The 15,690-nt window shown below is 59.5% G+C and carries 9 protein-coding genes and 1 pseudogene; 5 read left to right on the top strand and 5 right to left on the bottom strand.

Annotation, left to right across the window (positions count from 1 at the left end):
* From VL15_RS34450 to VL15_RS43385, 3 genes are all read right to left on the bottom strand, one after another.
* Positions 1–1,318 (bottom strand): ESPR-type extended signal peptide-containing protein (locus tag VL15_RS34450; RefSeq protein WP_048251260.1); only part of this gene is annotated, 1,318 nt, incomplete at its 3' end.
* Positions 1,319–2,335: 1,017 nt separating this feature from the next.
* Positions 2,336–3,238, bottom strand: a complete 903-nt coding sequence (locus VL15_RS34445) for an aminomethyltransferase (RefSeq protein WP_048251259.1) — start codon at positions 3,236–3,238, stop codon at positions 2,336–2,338.
* A gap of 911 nt (positions 3,239–4,149) precedes the next feature.
* Positions 4,150–4,335, bottom strand: a complete 186-nt coding sequence (locus VL15_RS43385) for a BON domain-containing protein (protein ID WP_230684587.1) — start codon at positions 4,333–4,335, stop codon at positions 4,150–4,152.
* 1,072 nt (positions 4,336–5,407) lie between these two features.
* Here VL15_RS43385 and VL15_RS34440 point away from each other — a divergent pair.
* The 5 genes from VL15_RS34440 (at position 5,408) to VL15_RS43380 (ending at position 12,307) form a co-directional block, all read left to right on the top strand.
* Positions 5,408–5,596: a hypothetical protein gene (locus VL15_RS34440; protein WP_155420351.1), complete on the top strand. Its 189-nt coding sequence runs from the start codon at positions 5,408–5,410 to the stop codon at positions 5,594–5,596.
* 1,376 nt (positions 5,597–6,972) lie between these two features.
* Entirely contained in the window at positions 6,973–7,464 is a 492-nt protein-coding gene (locus VL15_RS34435; RefSeq protein ID WP_329955982.1) for a fimbrial protein, read from the top strand.
* Between the two features lie 98 nt (positions 7,465–7,562).
* Positions 7,563–8,339 (top strand): fimbria/pilus periplasmic chaperone, encoded by a 777-nt coding sequence (locus tag VL15_RS34430; RefSeq protein ID WP_048251257.1) that lies wholly within the window; start codon positions 7,563–7,565, stop codon positions 8,337–8,339.
* 177 nt (positions 8,340–8,516) lie between these two features.
* On the top strand, positions 8,517–11,039 hold the full coding sequence (locus VL15_RS34425; RefSeq protein ID WP_230684585.1) for a fimbria/pilus outer membrane usher protein: 2,523 nt from the start codon (positions 8,517–8,519) through the stop codon (positions 11,037–11,039).
* Between the two features lie 209 nt (positions 11,040–11,248).
* Positions 11,249–12,307 carry a fimbrial protein gene (locus VL15_RS43380; RefSeq protein WP_230684584.1) on the top strand — a complete coding sequence of 353 codons (1,059 nt, stop codon included), beginning with the start codon at positions 11,249–11,251 and terminating at the stop codon, positions 12,305–12,307.
* Positions 12,308–12,461: 154 nt separating this feature from the next.
* Here VL15_RS43380 and VL15_RS39305 read toward each other — a convergent pair.
* Together VL15_RS39305 and VL15_RS34410 are read right to left on the bottom strand one after the other, a co-directional pair.
* Positions 12,462–13,327: pseudogene (locus VL15_RS39305) on the bottom strand (IS3 family transposase); the annotation flags it as partial.
* Positions 13,328–13,495: 168 nt separating this feature from the next.
* Positions 13,496–15,673, bottom strand: coding sequence for a peptidase domain-containing ABC transporter (locus VL15_RS34410; protein ID WP_048251255.1), 2,178 nt, complete (start codon positions 15,671–15,673; stop codon positions 13,496–13,498).
* Positions 15,674–15,690: the final 17 nt, after the last annotated feature.

The raw sequence follows: 15,690 nt of genomic DNA, 5'->3' as shown, positions 1-15,690 counted from the left end.
TCGAGCTGTTAGCCGACGACAACCCCGTCGACGTCGAAGTCGACAGGCTCGTGATGCTCGACGTCGTCGTGCTTGCCACGGCGTAGAGCTGGCTGCCGTTGATCGCGTCGGTGCTGGTTGCGCTGACGAGGCCCGCCGCGACGTTCTGGATGCGGCGTTCGAAGTTCGGCTGGCCGACGCTGACTACGCCGCCTGCCGCGCCGGAGCCGGCATAGCTACCGAACGTCTGACCGCCGATGGTCGTGCTGCTGACCACCGTGGTGCCGCCGGTCGTCGCCGACAGCGCGCTTGTCGTTTGGGAGTTGTAGCCGAGGGCGACCGAGTTCGCGACATTGGCGCTCGACGCGACGCCAATCGCGACGGCGTTCGTGGCCGACGCATTGGCATTTTGTGCGAATGCGACCGAACCCGAACCCGATGCGGTCGAGTTTGCACCGAAGGCGGTTGCATAGCTGTTCGACGCCGTGGCGGCGGAACCCACGGCCACGGACCCGGCATTGCCGCTGGCCGTCGAGCCGTTGCCGAGTGCAACCGCGTCCGTGCCGCTGGCTATTGTGGTCGCCGAGAAGCTGCCGACCGTACCCATCGCGATTGCACCCAGGCCCGTCGACGTCGCGGAATTGCCGATTGCGACCGAGCCGTTCGTGCCCGTGGCCGTGGACCCGCGACCGACTGCAACGGAGGTATTGAGCGCGGTGGTGTTGGTGCCGATCGCGACCGAATCGGTGCCGCCGGCCGATGCGGTAGAGCCCAGCGCGGTTGCGCCGCTCGCGGACGCATTCGAGAACCGGCCCAGTGCAATCGAGTTGGTCCCCGAGGCTATCGCGCCACCCGTGCCCGAACTGTTGCCGCCGCCGATCGCGATTGCGCTGCTGCCCGATGCGGTGGTGTCGTTGCCGACCGCAGTCGCGCCCGTGTTCAGCGCCTTCGCGCCGGAGCCGATACCGATCGAGCTAGCGCCGGTCGCCGTCGTGGCCTGGCCGAACGCCTGGGAGTAGTTGCCCGAAGACGTTGCGTTTGCGCCGATCGCAATCGACGTCGAACCGCTGGCGGTCGTCGTGCTGCCGGCGCCGCCGCCGATTGCGATTGCCTGGCTACCGGTGGCCGCGACCGCGCCTGAGGTGCCTGTCGTGAAGCCACCCGCACTGTACTGCGCATGCGCAACATTACCTGCGGCTGCCCCCGCTACGAGGACGGCGGTTGCAACGGCCTTCACGACGGCCGACTTGTTCGGCTTGCCCCGTGCCGAATCGTGTTCCGATGCTGCGACCCAGGCGCCAAGAGCTTCGTTCCAGATCGAGCGGTATGTGCGGTTCATGTCCTGCTACCTCCAAATATGCACGCAACACACCGGTCTCTTTCGTTAGAGGAATATTCCGTGCGCTCGCGCGAATCTCAAAATTGATGGGCGGAGTTTATTGGAGGTGGATTTTAGAGATTGCTAAAAAGTGATAAATGAAGGGTTTGGAAAGTTAAAAGATGGTTAATGCATCGTGTTTTGATGTATCGATGACGAATGAATTTGAAAGATGTAAGAATGTGTCGTGTAGGGTTTGAATTTCTCTGGGTGGATGCGCTATTTCGTATAAAAATCAATGTGTTATATGTGTTTTGTGCGGAAGATTACACATGGAAAAGGCTAAAAAGTAAGACAAATGAAATAGCAAACGTTTGCGGGATCGGTCGTCCTTTCGAAATTGTAATGTTTTCGGAGGTGCCGATCGATAATGTGTCGGCTATCTTGTTAATTTGTTAATGCGGTATTTTGTGATGGTTTTGTTTTTATTTAATTTAATTATCTGTAAATCAATTTAATTTGAATCGGTGAATATCGAGCTGTGCTGATTTGCGCATCCGGTTCGCCGTGGCCGCCCGTGTGGCGGGCGTTCCGGGCCGGCGGGTTCGTCGAATTTGTAAAAAAGTGCTACAGGGCAATGTGTCGGCCGTCATCATTCAAATTTCGAATTTGTCCTATTGACGATATCGATGATGTTGGTATTCATGGGCGTGCCGAGCCGCCCCGGGAGGGGGCCGCGCGACGGTCGCTCGCCGGGTGGCGACAGGTTGCTAAAGACGCGGGTCAGCGTCGAGGGCGACGCGCCCGAATTGTCAGATCATTGGGGCAGCAATTTGTCCGATGCGCGGCGCGCGCATGGAAGCGCCGGGGGAAAAAAGGGCAGGGGTGACTGTATCGGGCGCGCCACAAACGGCAGGCGGATGGAGTTCGACAAGGTCCCGCAGCGCATCGACGGCGCCGGGGCGCGCACGACGAGAGCGGAACCGGCAAGCGTGCGGCACGCACCGGCTCGCGCATCCCGCGGCAGCGCGCCTGGCCTTACTTCTTGAGAAACCGCAGCGCGAAGCGCGCCAGGCGCGGCACGAACATCGGGCGCAGCAGGCGCTTGTCGTAGCCGGCCATCCGCCGGTCGTTCTCGACGAGACACAGTTCGATCAGCTCGCGCGGGTTCAGCGCGTCGCCGATGTCGGCGGTGCCGGTCGCCGGGAAGTTCGCGTCACGCGCGGCGCCGTCGGCATCGATGCCGCGCGCGATGCCGATGCGGTCGCGGATCAGGTGCACCCACACGGCCGCGACGCGCGCGAAGAACCACGGCCGGCGCCACCACGGCATCGTGCGCCAGTACCACGCGTACCAGTTCGCGAAGAACAGGATGTGGCGGCCTTCTTCCTGGATCACGGGCTCGAAGGTGTCGACGAGTTCGGGCGGGAAATAGCCGGAGCGCTGCGCGGATCGGAACAGGCCGAACGCGAAGAAGCTGTCGATGCATTCGCTGAAGCCCGTGATCATCCACGACCACTCGGGGTCGGTCGGCGCCGGGTAGGGCGGCTCGGGCGCGAGCCGGATACCGTACGCCTCGACGAGCTTCGACAGCACGACCTTGTGGCGCGCTTCCTCGCCGCCGTCCATTTCGAGTGCGCGGCGCAGCAGCGCATCGTCGATCGACTCCGCGTACGTCGCCACGCGGATCGATGCGCGGCCTTCGGTTTGCACCGCGATGTCCCAGATCGGCAGCGACGTGAGGCGCTTGAGTTCGTCGGGCTTGAGCGCCGGCCAATCGATCACGGCCGGCTTGTACGGGTTGTGTGTGTCGAGCAGCATGCGGCAGAACATCTGCTTGTGCGCATCGGAACCGATCCTGACCGGACCTTGTCTCTCGAAGGTCCAGTTGCGCATTGCGTGATCTGCGGCTGCATGCTCTTTCTGCAGCGTGTCAGTCATGGCTGGTGTTATGCGATTACGGGCTGAAAGATTTTTGCATAGCTTCCGTAAACGCGTATTTTCGAGCGGCCATGCGCACGTGTCGTTTGTCGTTAAAGCCGAGCGGATTGACAGCTAACACGAGCGAAGAGGCCCTGAGTTTGCTGGCTTAGCACGGGCAATTGTTCACCATCGCGACAATTAAAACTTTTAGTAATTTTATCAGTCTAAATTATTACAAAAAAGCATGATTTGCATTGGTACCCGGTGACATCGCCTCAAACAGCATGCCAGCAGTCGAATTGTCGTTCGGCTTTACTTCTACGGACTGGTGTGAGTGAGCTCTTGCCCGCGTCTCGGGGCATTATTGCCAAGATGGGCGCGCGAGCATAACTGGGGCACGCGAACTGCGCTGGTCCTGCCAAAAGCGCTCGTATCTCCGGTGCGGCAGCGGTCACGTTCAGCCGAAGTAAGCTCAGTTGCACACACGAGCCGCGATCCTCAACATGGGTCGCTGGTGGTGCAGTGAAAGAGGCATGGAGTCGCCACAGTGAGCCGGTGTGATCTAAGGGGGAGACCCCGTATTCTTGCGGGGGAGTTTTGGAAAACTGTACCGGGTGGCCTGTCGGACTGGCGTGGGGAGGAACCCAGGGCCTCCCAGAACACCCCCTGATTCCCGAAGTACACCAAACTATATGCAAAGGCCAATACACAGCAAACTACGTATGGGGGGATGCAAGGGACGTCCCTTATGCACTCTCATAATCTTGCAAGACTGGTGCGCCATCGCGACGCGTAACTCAATGCAATGAACGCCGGGAATACGAGATGAGTGTCGCCTAAAGCTGCAGGCAACCAATGCAGTCGACAAGATTGTTGCGGCCAAGTGGTCGGCGCCGTTGGCGAAAGCCGCATGATGTCTTTCCCAAACGCTATTCAACCTTGTCGATCAGCGATGCATCAACGGCGGTGCCATCAAGCGTCACTGCGCCTCTCTTCGCGACGAAGCTGATATCGCCGGCGTTGATTTCTTTATGCTTGACGATTGCGGCGCAGAAGCGCGGATCGGTTGAACGTGGTGCGGTGGGTGAGCGGCCCCGGTGTCTGAAATACGTCACGGCCCGCAGTCAGACCTTTTTGAATCTTAGTCGAAAATCAGATTCGTCTGATCGACGGGTTGCTCCCCGATTGGCCACAATACTGCGTTTTATATCGATGTCCACGCCGGACTAGGCTTTCCGCTCGCGCCGGACGGTGCCACTCTTCCATGAACCGATTGCTAATTGTTCCCGTCGAAGGCGAACTCGCTCAACCACGTTTCGCGCCGCTCGATGGCGTGCCGGCGTTCGGTCTCGAATGGGCGGTCCGCGGCTCGTCCGACATACGACCTGGCCGAGCGGTCATCAAGACATCGTGCATTGACGTCACCGCACCTCATCGCAACTGTCACTGGCAGCCTTCGCGTCGGCCAATGTCGCCGCCGAACATCGTTGCTGTTCAGCCGATCACCGATACAGGCCGCGCGCACAGCCGGAGCGCGATTCTCGCAGCATGCTGGACCGTGATTGCGCTTGGTCTCATCGGCTGGTTGATTACCACGAACGAACAATCCCCTGACACTGGACTGCTGATGCAGGGGCAGCGCACGGACTCCATCGCTAACCAAAACGAAAACTGGCCATCGGATTCGTCTTTCGCTCGTACGAGCTCAACTGCCGAGTCGGACGATTACGGCGATGGAGCTGCCGCACGACCATCGACGGCGACGCTCGCTGAATCGTCAAAACCCAGAGCCCAGCCCCCTCGGCCGACGGCCAAATCAGAGCGGTTCGCGGCGGGGCGGCCCTCGCCATCGCGCGCCATCGGCTGGCGGCCGACTCCAGCTCGGCATGCTTTCGCGCCGATCGAGCAAAGTGTATCCGCCCGCAGGCAGTCTGCTCAGACCACACATCGACTCGCCTCTGCCCCAATTCAGGTGCCACGCGACGAACTTGACGATCCGCGCACGCTGGTTGCATTGGCAGGCGCATTGCGAGCCGCTCAACCTGCGGCCGCTCAGGTAGTGCGAAATTCGGAACCCGGTTTCGACTGGACCTCCCGGCAATCCCATCGGCGCCTTACCGACGTCCCTGACACATTCGCGCGTTGATTGGCGCCGGCAAATAGAACGACAAGTGGAGTATGGGTTTCATGGCGGACCAGCTTGCTGACGGTTTGAAGTTCCGCACCTTGACCATCTTGGATGTCTTGCCGAAAGAAGCGCTGGCCATCGAAGTCCGGCAACGTTTGAGCGCCGAACGCTTGGTATTAGCATCGAATCGTATCACCGTGAGAAGAGGCGCTCTACGGAACCAGGTAGTGAGATTTCAGGTCACCTGATCGACATATGGGAAAATCAGCATCGAGAAAAGATCGACGTCAACCGACCAGGTAAGCAGACTGACAGTTGCACATCGAAACGTATGACGGATCGGTCCGCGACGAGTGTTTGAACCTACCATGGTAAGGGATCGTCGGTCGCCGCCGTGCTGTGGATTTGATTGCTTGTGCACCGACCGCACCGAAGTATCGCGACACGAAGACCGGTGCGGCCTCGATCGGGCGTGGCAAGACACGTCAATGGATTGCGGGCGCGAAGAATCGCGGCCGGTTTCAGAACCCAGATGCCGGATAGCCTTCAGGTTGCAAATCGGAGCGTAGCGCAGCCGAGTAGTGCGTCTGGTTTGGGGCCCGTGTGACTGGCAGACCGAGCGCTAGCGAGATTAGAAGCGAGCGTCTTCGAGGCCTTCCGCGTAAGCACGTGCTGGAGGGCTGGCTCGCGCCGGCATTTGCAGCACGCGCCGGTGCGTCGCCGAACAACTGGACCTTCGAACGATTGTTGTTCAGGTCAATCCGGTGTCACCGCTGAACGCGGTCGACTGCGCCAAGTACCCCGACCAGTTCCTGCGCGACCCGCAGTCGCTTCACCTTGCGGCTGCTGCGCAATTCGAACGGTGGTGTGTTAGAGACCTATCTGGGCAATAAAACCGAATCTTAGAAAATCGACAATGACAACAGGCGCATCAAAACGCGCCGGTGAATCGCCAGTGACAACTTTGCGCGGTGCGAGCTGGAGCGGGATTTATGCCTCGGTCTATGTTTGATCGTGATGATTTTGGTCACTCGTGGAAATCGACAGTGCCAGATCGACCGAGCGTCGCAATTGCGTGTCGAACCTGCCTCCTCACGCTGTACGAATCGTTCGGCCCATATGTGCTCATTGGCGCATCGAGAACAACATGCGCCGGGTGCTAGACACGACCTTCGGTGGAGATCAACGCACGGTTCGCGTGAGTCATACTTCGCAGAACTTTGCGATCTTGCGACGCATCTGCCTGAGTCTACTCAAAGCAGACGCAACGACCAGGGCGGCATAAGAATCGATAGCTCAAAGAGGGCGCCGGCGCTCCCGGTCGTGCCGTCGTTTTACGTTTGTGACACTTCGCGCGAGACCAGCCAGATAGATCGGCGCTTTTTCATACAAATCATAGGCTCGGCAACGCAAAAATCGTACTTCATCCAATAGTCACCGAGGCTTCGGGTTTCGATAATGTGCATCGAAATACGCAACGAGACTGATCACCAAGAAGAGGCTTGGAATTAATGTGCCGTGGCTATTTCGTTCCGAAAATCAATCTATTTAGAGGCCAATTATGAGTTTTTTTAAAGCAAGTGTCGCCGCAGCAGCAATCGCCATTATGGGTGGAATTCCCGCAATGGCGCATGCGACCGATGGCACCATCACCTTTACCGGCAGCATTTCGTCGCAAACCTGCACGATCAACGGCAACGGCACGGGTGCGAAGGACTTTACGGTCGCACTGCCTCCGGTTTCCGCCGGTGCGCTGGCCGCCGCAGGGCAAACTGCTGGCCAGACGCCGTTCAACATCACGCTGAGCAAATGCTCGTCGCCGAGCGGCAGCGTCCACACGTTCTTCGAGCCGGGTGCAACGACCGATCTGTCGACGGGCAACCTGATGGTCACCGCTGGCGGGGGTAGCGCGGCCAACGTCCAGATCGGCCTGACGAACGCCGACTTCTCGCCGATCAAGGCCGGCGCCGCTGATGCGTCGCAGAACTCGAAGGCGGTTTCCATTGTCGACAACGGCGCGACGCTGCAGTACTACGCGCGCTATGTCGCGACGGGTGGCGCCGCAACGGCTGGTACGGCGAACAGCTCCGTCATGTACTCGCTCGTGTACCAATAAAGCAGGGGGGGGCGGGGCCGCGCCCCGCCCACCGTGGGGTGAGGCAGACATCTCACTGCCTCCCCCATCCATCACGTCTATTACCAGGGAAAACGTCTATGAATATTAAGCACTCCTTTCAAATATTCATTGCATGCGGATGTGCTTTGCTGGGATTGGCAGGGGCTCTGGATGCGCAGGCATCTGTCGTCGTGGCTGGAACCCGTATCGTCTATAACGAAAAGGAGCCGGAAGTCACGATCAAACTGTCGAACGAAGGTCAGTCGCCAGCCTTGGTACAGGCCTGGATCGATAGCGGGGATATAAAAGCTGCACCGTCGAATATCGACGCGCCATTCACGGTCACGCCACCGATTTCGCGTATTGATCCCGGCAAAGGTCAAACGCTGCGCGTTGTTTATATGGGAGAGCCGCTGCCACAGCAGAAGGAGTCGCTGTTTTGGCTCAACGTGCTGGAGGCGCCGCCCAAGGTGGCGGCAGAGGACGCGAACAAGCTGCAGTTGGTCCTCCGTACGCGGATCAAGGTGTTTTACCGGCCGGCAGACCTCAATGGCGCGGTTGAAGATTCACCGGCGCTGATTGAATGGCGTCTAACGCGGAAAGACGGTCGCCCGGCACTCGAGGCACGCAATCCGACGCCTTACCACGTTTCGTTCACGGCAATCAGCGCAAGCGCCGGCGGCAAGGCCTCAACGGCCGTTGCCGACATGGTCAACCCGCAGGAAAGCCGGATCTTTCCGCTGAAAGGCGATGCACCCGCAACGCAAGACTTGAAAGTCCATTACACGACGCTGAACGACTTTGGCGGTGCTGTCGAGGGAAACTCGGCGTTGCAGCAAGGTGACGCGGCTGCGCGCACGCTGCCGCGCGATTAAACGCCGCCCCACGGCGTCTGCTTATTCACTCTTGCTACAAGAGCTCAATTTTCCTTAGCGAATTTGCTGCACGGATTGGCCTTGTCGCAGATTTCCCCGCCTAGGCTATCCATGCAACGAAGAAATCAAAATCGAATATCCTTTGCTCTGCGCCCCTGCGCACTGGTGGCGTATGCGATGCTCGCCTGTACCGAAGCATCCGCAAATGACACCACCGGTGCCAAGACGAGTGGCGAGGTGGAGTTCAATGATTTATTCCTGCAGCAGTCGGGTGCGACTCGTGTCGACATTAGCCGTTACAACAAGGGCAACCTAGCGGCGCCTGGCACGTACCGCGCGGATATCTACGTCAACCAGACGTGGTTAGGTCGCTCTAATGTCACGCTCAAGCAGCGGGGCGCCGATAGCGATAGCGTGCAGCCGTGTTTCGATCGCACAATGCTCGACCGAGTTGGTGCCGATCTTTCGAAATTTTCGAAAGAGGCGCAGGCATTGATCGACAGCGCCGCGGCGGATGCTGCCGGCGTGTGCGTGACCTTGCCGGAACTGGTGCCGGACGCAACTGCGCAGTTCGACAATAGCGAACAGCGGCTCGATGTGAGCGTGCCTCAGGCATCGATGATTCGCAACGCCCGCGAGTATGTCGATCCGCGTTATTGGGACGACGGCGTACCGGCCGCGCTGCTGAAGTACGACGCAAACGTATACCGTACCGACACGGCGGGAATTTCATCGACGCAGGCTTACACCGGGTTGACCCTGGGCCTCAATATGGGGCCGTGGCGGTTTCGGCATAGCGGCAGCCTTTCGTACAACACGAGCAATGGCACGCACTACCAGAGTGTGCAGACCAATGTCGCACGTTCGATCACGCGGCTGAAAAGCCAGTTCATCGTTGGAGACGCGTACACCAACGGTACGATTTTCGATAGCGTCGGATTTCGCGGCGCACAGTTGGTGTCGGACGACCGGATGTACCCGGAGTCTCAGCGCGGCTATGCACCGACGGTTCATGGGATTGCGAACAGCAATGCTCTGGTCAAGGTCCGTCAGAACGGCAACATAATTTACGAAACCAGTGTTGCTGCGGGCTCCTTCGTAATCGACGACTTGTATCCAACGGGCTACGGCGGGGATCTCGAAGTCGAGGTGACCGAGGCCGATGGCAGCAAGCATGTATCGCGGGTGCCTTACGCCTCGCCGGTCAATGCGTTGCGCCCGGGCAGCAGCCGCTTTAGCGTCACGGTGGGCAAGTACCGCAACCAGCAGCAGAGCGAATCGCCGCTGATGTTCGAGGGCACGGTGACGCATGGCTTCACGAATGCGATTACGGCCTATGGCGGCTTTCAGGCAAGCGACGGCTATCTTGCCGGAGCATTGGGCGCTTCGCTGAACACCGAGCTTGGCGCGGTCGGTCTGGACATCACGCAGTCGAATACGCGCTTGCCGAACCAGCCGAATCGCAGCGGGCAAAGCGTGCGGATCACTTACAGCAAGCTGCTTGCGCCGACAAACACGAACATCACAGTGGCCGCCTACCGCTATTCAAGCAGCGGCTTCTTGAGCCTGCCAGACGCCAGCGCGTTGCGGGATCTCGCCGGGCGCGGCCTGACCGACCACATGTTGTCGAGCGGTGTGCAGCGCGGCCGGTTGCAGCTCACGGTCAACCAGACACTACCGCAAGGGTACGGGTCGTTCTATCTGTCGGGTTCGACTCAGGATTACTGGAACCGCGCAGGGCGGGACACGCAATTCCAGGGCGGATACAACAACAGCTTCAAGCGGATGAACTACGGCGTGTCGATGTCGCGCCAGTTCGACCTGACGCAGCGCAAGTGGAACAACACGGTGATGTTGAGCGTCAGCATGCCGCTTGGGCGCGGTATGCACGCACCTTATTCGTCGACCAATGCGCAGCGCGACTCGCGGGGCGTCACGCAGGTTCAGCAATCGCTGTCCGGTGCGCTGGGTGAGGACAACGGGCTGACGTACGGCATGAATATCGGCAGCATGAGCGGTGGTTCGACGCGCACCACGACCAATGTGGCCGGAAACGTGGGGTACATGACGCCGGTCGCGTCGGTGAAAGGCAGTGCGTCAGCCGGGACGGGTTATACGCAGTTTGGCGCAGGGGTGTCGGGAGGCATCGTCGCCTATGGCGGTGGCATCGCATTCTCGCCGCAACTGGGTGAAACCATGGCGATCGTCGAGGCCAAGGATGCGAGCGGCGCTCGCGTGACGAACGGCTCCGGCTTGCGCGTCGATCCCTGGGGACATGCCGTGGTGTCCAGCCTGAGGCCATTTGCGAAGAACGACGTGGAGATCGACCCGAAGGGCCTGCCATTGAGCGTGGAGATCAAGTCGACCTCTCAATACACGATGCCGACGGCGGGCGCCGTCGTGCGGCTCAAGTTCGAGACAGAAGGCGGTGGGCGCTCGGCGATCATTCGGGCGAAGACCGCCGACGGCCAGCCGCTCCCGTTCGGCGGTCAGGTGTTTGATTCATCGAACCAGGAGGTCGGCACGGTCGCCCAGGCCGGACGGATCATCGTGCGCAGCATGAAGGGCGATTCTGGCGAGTTCAGCGTGAAGTGGGGAGATGGCGTCAACGAACAATGCAGGATGTCCGTCGTGCTGCCGAAGGTGCCGGAAAACGGGCGAGCGCATTGGACGGTGGTGGACGCAGTGTGTGTCCCGTAACAGGCGCTTGCCGCACTACTCTATTCCTCGGGAGCGGCTGAATTCGATTGTTTGAATGATCAATCTGGATATTCGGGGTTGGCATAAATCCATCTGTTAATAAGTGGCGTAAAGATGTATGGCTTGTCACATACGTGTATGTGGTGGAGCGATTCATCGTTCGAATGACTTGCCGCGTTTATGCATTTAATTTTTAAAGGGCGGTAAAAATGTTTTATCGTGCGGGTTTGATTGCTGCCGTTTTTGCGATATCTGGTGGCGCGCGGGCAGCATGTCTCATGACTCCAACAGGCGGCGTGGCATCGTCCGCGCCTATTGTGCTTTATATACCTGCGTTCCAGATAGGTCCATTTAACCCAAACGTCCCAATCGGTTCGATGCTCGGTGGAACAACTGAAGCGACGGCGTTTAGGGTGCAATTATCTACCACCGGGGGCAAGATCTCTTGTCCTGAAGGCCTTGGAGGCACCTCCAGAGTAATTCAACATCGAGGCAAGACAGCCGTTGTTGGTAAGTACACTAGCGTAAACGGTCACGTTGCCGACATATATGCGACAGGGGTACCCGGCGTAGGGATGATTTATAGGATGGTACATATGGGCGGGGGAGCGCTGAATTATTGGCCCACTGATTTGAGCGTTCGTACCAACAAAGAAATGACCGTGTTCGACAAGGTGGGGTGGTTCTTCAATTTTATCAAGACAGGCCCGATCACGGCAGGGGGGGTACTCACGGGTGGTGAGATAGGAGCGTGGTATGGGGGATCTGACGGGCAGCAACTCGCGTCGTTTCGGGTAAGTGGAGGTATTACGATTCTACCGCAGGTACCCACATGTCGTGTGACCACTCCGTCGATTACGGTCCCTCTCGGGAACATACCCGCAAGTACGTTTGCCGGGGTCGGTACACCTTCGCCCAGCAAGCCCTTCAATATCGTGCTGGAGTGCTCGGGCGGCAACGCGGGTACCTACACCAATGTTTATACAACGCTCACGGATCACACCAATCCGGGCAATGTGTCGGACACACTGACGCTTGCAAGGGATTCTATAGCAACTGGTGTTGGAATTCAGGTGCTAAACGGGACCACGGTGATCAAATATGGCCCGGATTCCAGCGCTACAGGTAACACGAACCAGTGGAAGGCGGGTACAAGCGGGAATGGGACATTTACCATTCCGCTGACCGCGCGGTATGTTCAGACAGCACCTAAGATCACGCCCGGAACGGCCAACGGTCTCGCGACGTTCACGATGAGTTATCAGTAACTGGCGATTATCTACATCGGAAGCCGTCGATTAACGACGCCCTGCCAATGAACGATGGAAGGTCTGAAGCTGAGTGTTCGCGTGGGCACCTGCAATCAGACCCCAATGACAGGGAGTCGGGTCTGATTCTGGCCCAATTTCCGTCCCGGCCTTCGTTGGAAATTTCCGGCTCTTTGGGGTGGGCCGACTCGGCTCGGACGGTGCACTGGCGGGCGAATTCCGCTGGCATCATCCATTGCAGCGCAGAATGAGGACGCGCCTCGTTATAGTGCTCGCGCCAAACCTCAATTTTGAGTCTGGCGTCCTGCAACGACAAGAACCAATGTGCATTGAGGCATTCCTCCCTGAAGTGTCCGTCGACGGACTCATTCTTCGCGGAGTTGGTCGGCTTGCCTGGGCGCGAGAAGTTGATATCCACGCCATTCTCGTACGCCCGTTTGTCGAGCGCCTTCGAAATGAATTCGCTGCCATTGCCGGCCTTGATATTGCGGGGAAGCGAGCTGTATTGGGCAAGTCGGGTCAGCGCTACGACAACATGCTCGCCCCGCACCGAACCGTCGACCTCGATCGCCAAACATTCCCGCGAGTAGTTATCCACGATCGTAAGTGTGCGTAGCCGTCGGCCATCGAAAAGCGCATCTGCGACAAAATCCATACTCCAGACTTCAGTGATGGCACTGACGGACTGCTTCGGCTGCCGGCGCCTTGCCGACTTGTTGCGCCGCGGTCGTCATTTGACGCAACGAATGCCCGAGTTCGCGATACACGTGTTCGACGCGTCTATGGTTGTCCAGCCAGCCTTTGCGGCGAAGCATCGCGTACACGGGGGGGCACCGTAATGCCCCGCACTTAAGTGATCTCAGTGATGCCCATCTCCAACGCACTCTGGTGTCGAGCAACTGACTTATAGCGGTCGACCGTGCGGGACAGATTCAGCAACGAACACGTCTGTCGCTGACTCGCTCCGAAACGCTGCATCAAGTCCGTGATCACTTCAAGGCACCGGGAAGGCTTCAGAGCTAATAGGATGGTCTCCCCTCCCAGAAGGGCGATACTGAAGCGCCTGAAACCGTTGGAGAATGATCATGCGTATCGTTCCCTACAGCTGTGCCGTCTACGGTGTCGACCTGGGGAAGACGACGTTTCGCATCGCCGGAGCCGACCAGCATGGACGGCTCACCCTGAGGATCAAGCTTCGTAGCGACGCGTCGCTACAGTTCTTTGCGGCAGCTTCTCCCACGCGTCGTGGTCCTGTTCGCGTGCGCATCCGTGTGCCAGCACGATCACCCGATCCGCGCTCCGGATCGTTTCCGGCCGGTGCGCGATGATGATCCGTGTGACATTCATCGCGTGCACCGCGTCGTTGATCAGCCGCTCGCGCTCGACGTCGAGATGGCTCGTCGCTTCGTCGAGCACGAGAATCGCGGGCTTGCGGTAGAACGCTCGCGCGAGCAGCACCCGCTGGCACTGGCCACCCGACAGCGACGAACCCATGTCGCCGACGAGGCTCTGGTAGCCCATCGGCATCGCGACAATATCGTCGTGGATCTGTGCGAGCCGCGCGGCGTCCTCGATGCGCGCCTGATCCGGATGCGGATCGAAGAAACTGATGTTATCGGCGATCGAGCCGGCGAACAGGATGTCGTCCTGCATTACGCAGCCGATCAGCTCGCGATGCTGATGCAGCCCGAGTTTGCGGATGTCGACGCCGTCGACGTGTACGCTGCCCTGTTCGGGTTTCAGTAGGCCGAGCAGCAGCTTCGCCATCGTGGTTTTTCCCTGGCCCGACGGGCCGACGAGCGCGACCGATTCGCCGGGCGCGATCGAGAACGAGCAGCCGTCGAGCACCCACGACTCCGTTTCCGCGTAGCGGAAGCGCACGTCGCGCACATCGATTGCGGGCGGTGCCGCATGTCCCGCAGCCGCCGACGGCCGGGCAATCTTCGCCTCCATGTCGGCTTCGACGTCGGTCAGCACGATGTCGGCGAGACGCTCGCCGTGCAGGCGTAGCATCCGGAAATCGATCAGCGTGCCGATCAGTTCAGCGCCACGGGCCATGAATTGCTCGGCGAAGCTGATGAACGCGACCAGCATCCCAGCCGAAAACTGGCCGTCGAGCACCTGCTTCGCCGCGAGCCAAACGAGCATCACGCGGCCCGCGCCGGAAATCACACCCTGCAGTGTGGAGAAGCCGATCGACAGCCGCTCGATCGCGACGTGCTTGTTGGTGCTCTCGACGACGGCGTTCGCATACGTGGCGACGCGTGCCTCCTGCTTGTTAGCGAGCTTGATCGCCTGCACGCCGCGGATCGATTCGAGCAGGTTCGATTGCGCGCGCGCCGCATACACGATCTGTTCCTCGTTCGCCTGCCGGAACGGCTGATACGCGATCCAGCGGATCGCGCCGTAAGCGGCGAACAGGGCGAGCACGAGCCACGTCAGCGTCGAGCTATAGACGAACAGCATCGCGAGCGTCACGATCGCCATCACACCGTCGAGCAGCGCACCGACGAACTGAGTGGTGAGCGTGCTCTGGATCGTGTTGATCGCACCGAAGCGTGACACCACGTCGCCGATGTGGCGCTGTTCGAAGTAAGTCATCGGCAGCTTAAACAGATGCGAGCAGACATTCGCCGTCCACTGTACGCCGAGTAGACTGGAGAACCACGTCACGACCCAAGAGCGCAGGGCCGACACGGCGTGCTGGAACAGCATGACAAGCAGGAATCCGATGCCGAGCAGTGTTAGAAGATCGGCGTCGGCCGACACCAGCACCTCGTCCATCACCCACTGCATGTAGAACGGCGTGATTATGCCGAACACTTCGAGCGCGATCGACAGCAGCAGCACTTGCGCAAACGCTGAGCGGATACCGGTGACGCTGCCGACGAGCTTTGCCATCGAGATCGATTCGCGCGCTTTCGAGCGCGTGAAGGACGGCGACGGCAGCAATTCGAGCGCCACGCCGGTGAAGTGGTCGGACACGTCGGAGAGCGGTACGTCGCGCACACCGTGCGCGGGATCGTGGATTGTGATCTTGCCGCGCGACACCGACTTCAACACGACGAAGTGGGTCATGTCCCAGTGCAGGATGCAGGGAAGTCTCAGCTTGTCGAGTTCGTCGAGATCGAGCCGCAGCGCGCGCGACGTGAGATCGAGCCGGGAAGCCATCAGCATCACGTCGTTGAGCGTCGCACCTTTCAGCGAAGGGCTGAAGCGCCGGCGCAGGCTGACGAGGTCGAGATCGTGGCCGTGATAGTTCGCGATCATCCCGACGCACGCGAGCCCACATTCGGCCGCCTGCGTCTGCAGCATGACGGGCAGGCGCTGGCGCCAGCCGAATTGCAGGGCATCTATCCATTTCATTGTTCAACGGGCTCCGT

The organism is Burkholderia cepacia (assembly GCF_001039005.1).
Taxonomy (GTDB): Bacteria; Pseudomonadota; Gammaproteobacteria; order Burkholderiales; family Burkholderiaceae; genus Burkholderia; species Burkholderia theae.
This window is presented reverse-complemented; position numbering and strand designations above follow the sequence as displayed.

Excerpts from the sequence above, each read along its gene's own strand:
- VL15_RS34435 (WP_329955982.1), top strand. The coding sequence starts at position 6,973 with ATGGCGCATGCGACCGATGGCACCATCACCTTTACCGGCAGCATTTCG.
- VL15_RS43380 (WP_230684584.1), top strand. The coding sequence starts at position 11,249 with ATGTTTTATCGTGCGGGTTTGATTGCTGCCGTTTTTGCGATATCTGGT.
- VL15_RS34445 (WP_048251259.1), bottom strand. The coding sequence starts at position 3,238 with ATGACTGACACGCTGCAGAAAGAGCATGCAGCCGCAGATCACGCAATG.
- VL15_RS34425 (WP_230684585.1), top strand. The coding sequence starts at position 8,517 with ATGCTCGCCTGTACCGAAGCATCCGCAAATGACACCACCGGTGCCAAG.
- VL15_RS34430 (WP_048251257.1), top strand. The coding sequence starts at position 7,563 with ATGAATATTAAGCACTCCTTTCAAATATTCATTGCATGCGGATGTGCT.
- VL15_RS34440 (WP_155420351.1), top strand. The coding sequence starts at position 5,408 with ATGGCGGACCAGCTTGCTGACGGTTTGAAGTTCCGCACCTTGACCATC.
- VL15_RS34410 (WP_048251255.1), bottom strand. The coding sequence starts at position 15,673 with ATGAAATGGATAGATGCCCTGCAATTCGGCTGGCGCCAGCGCCTGCCC.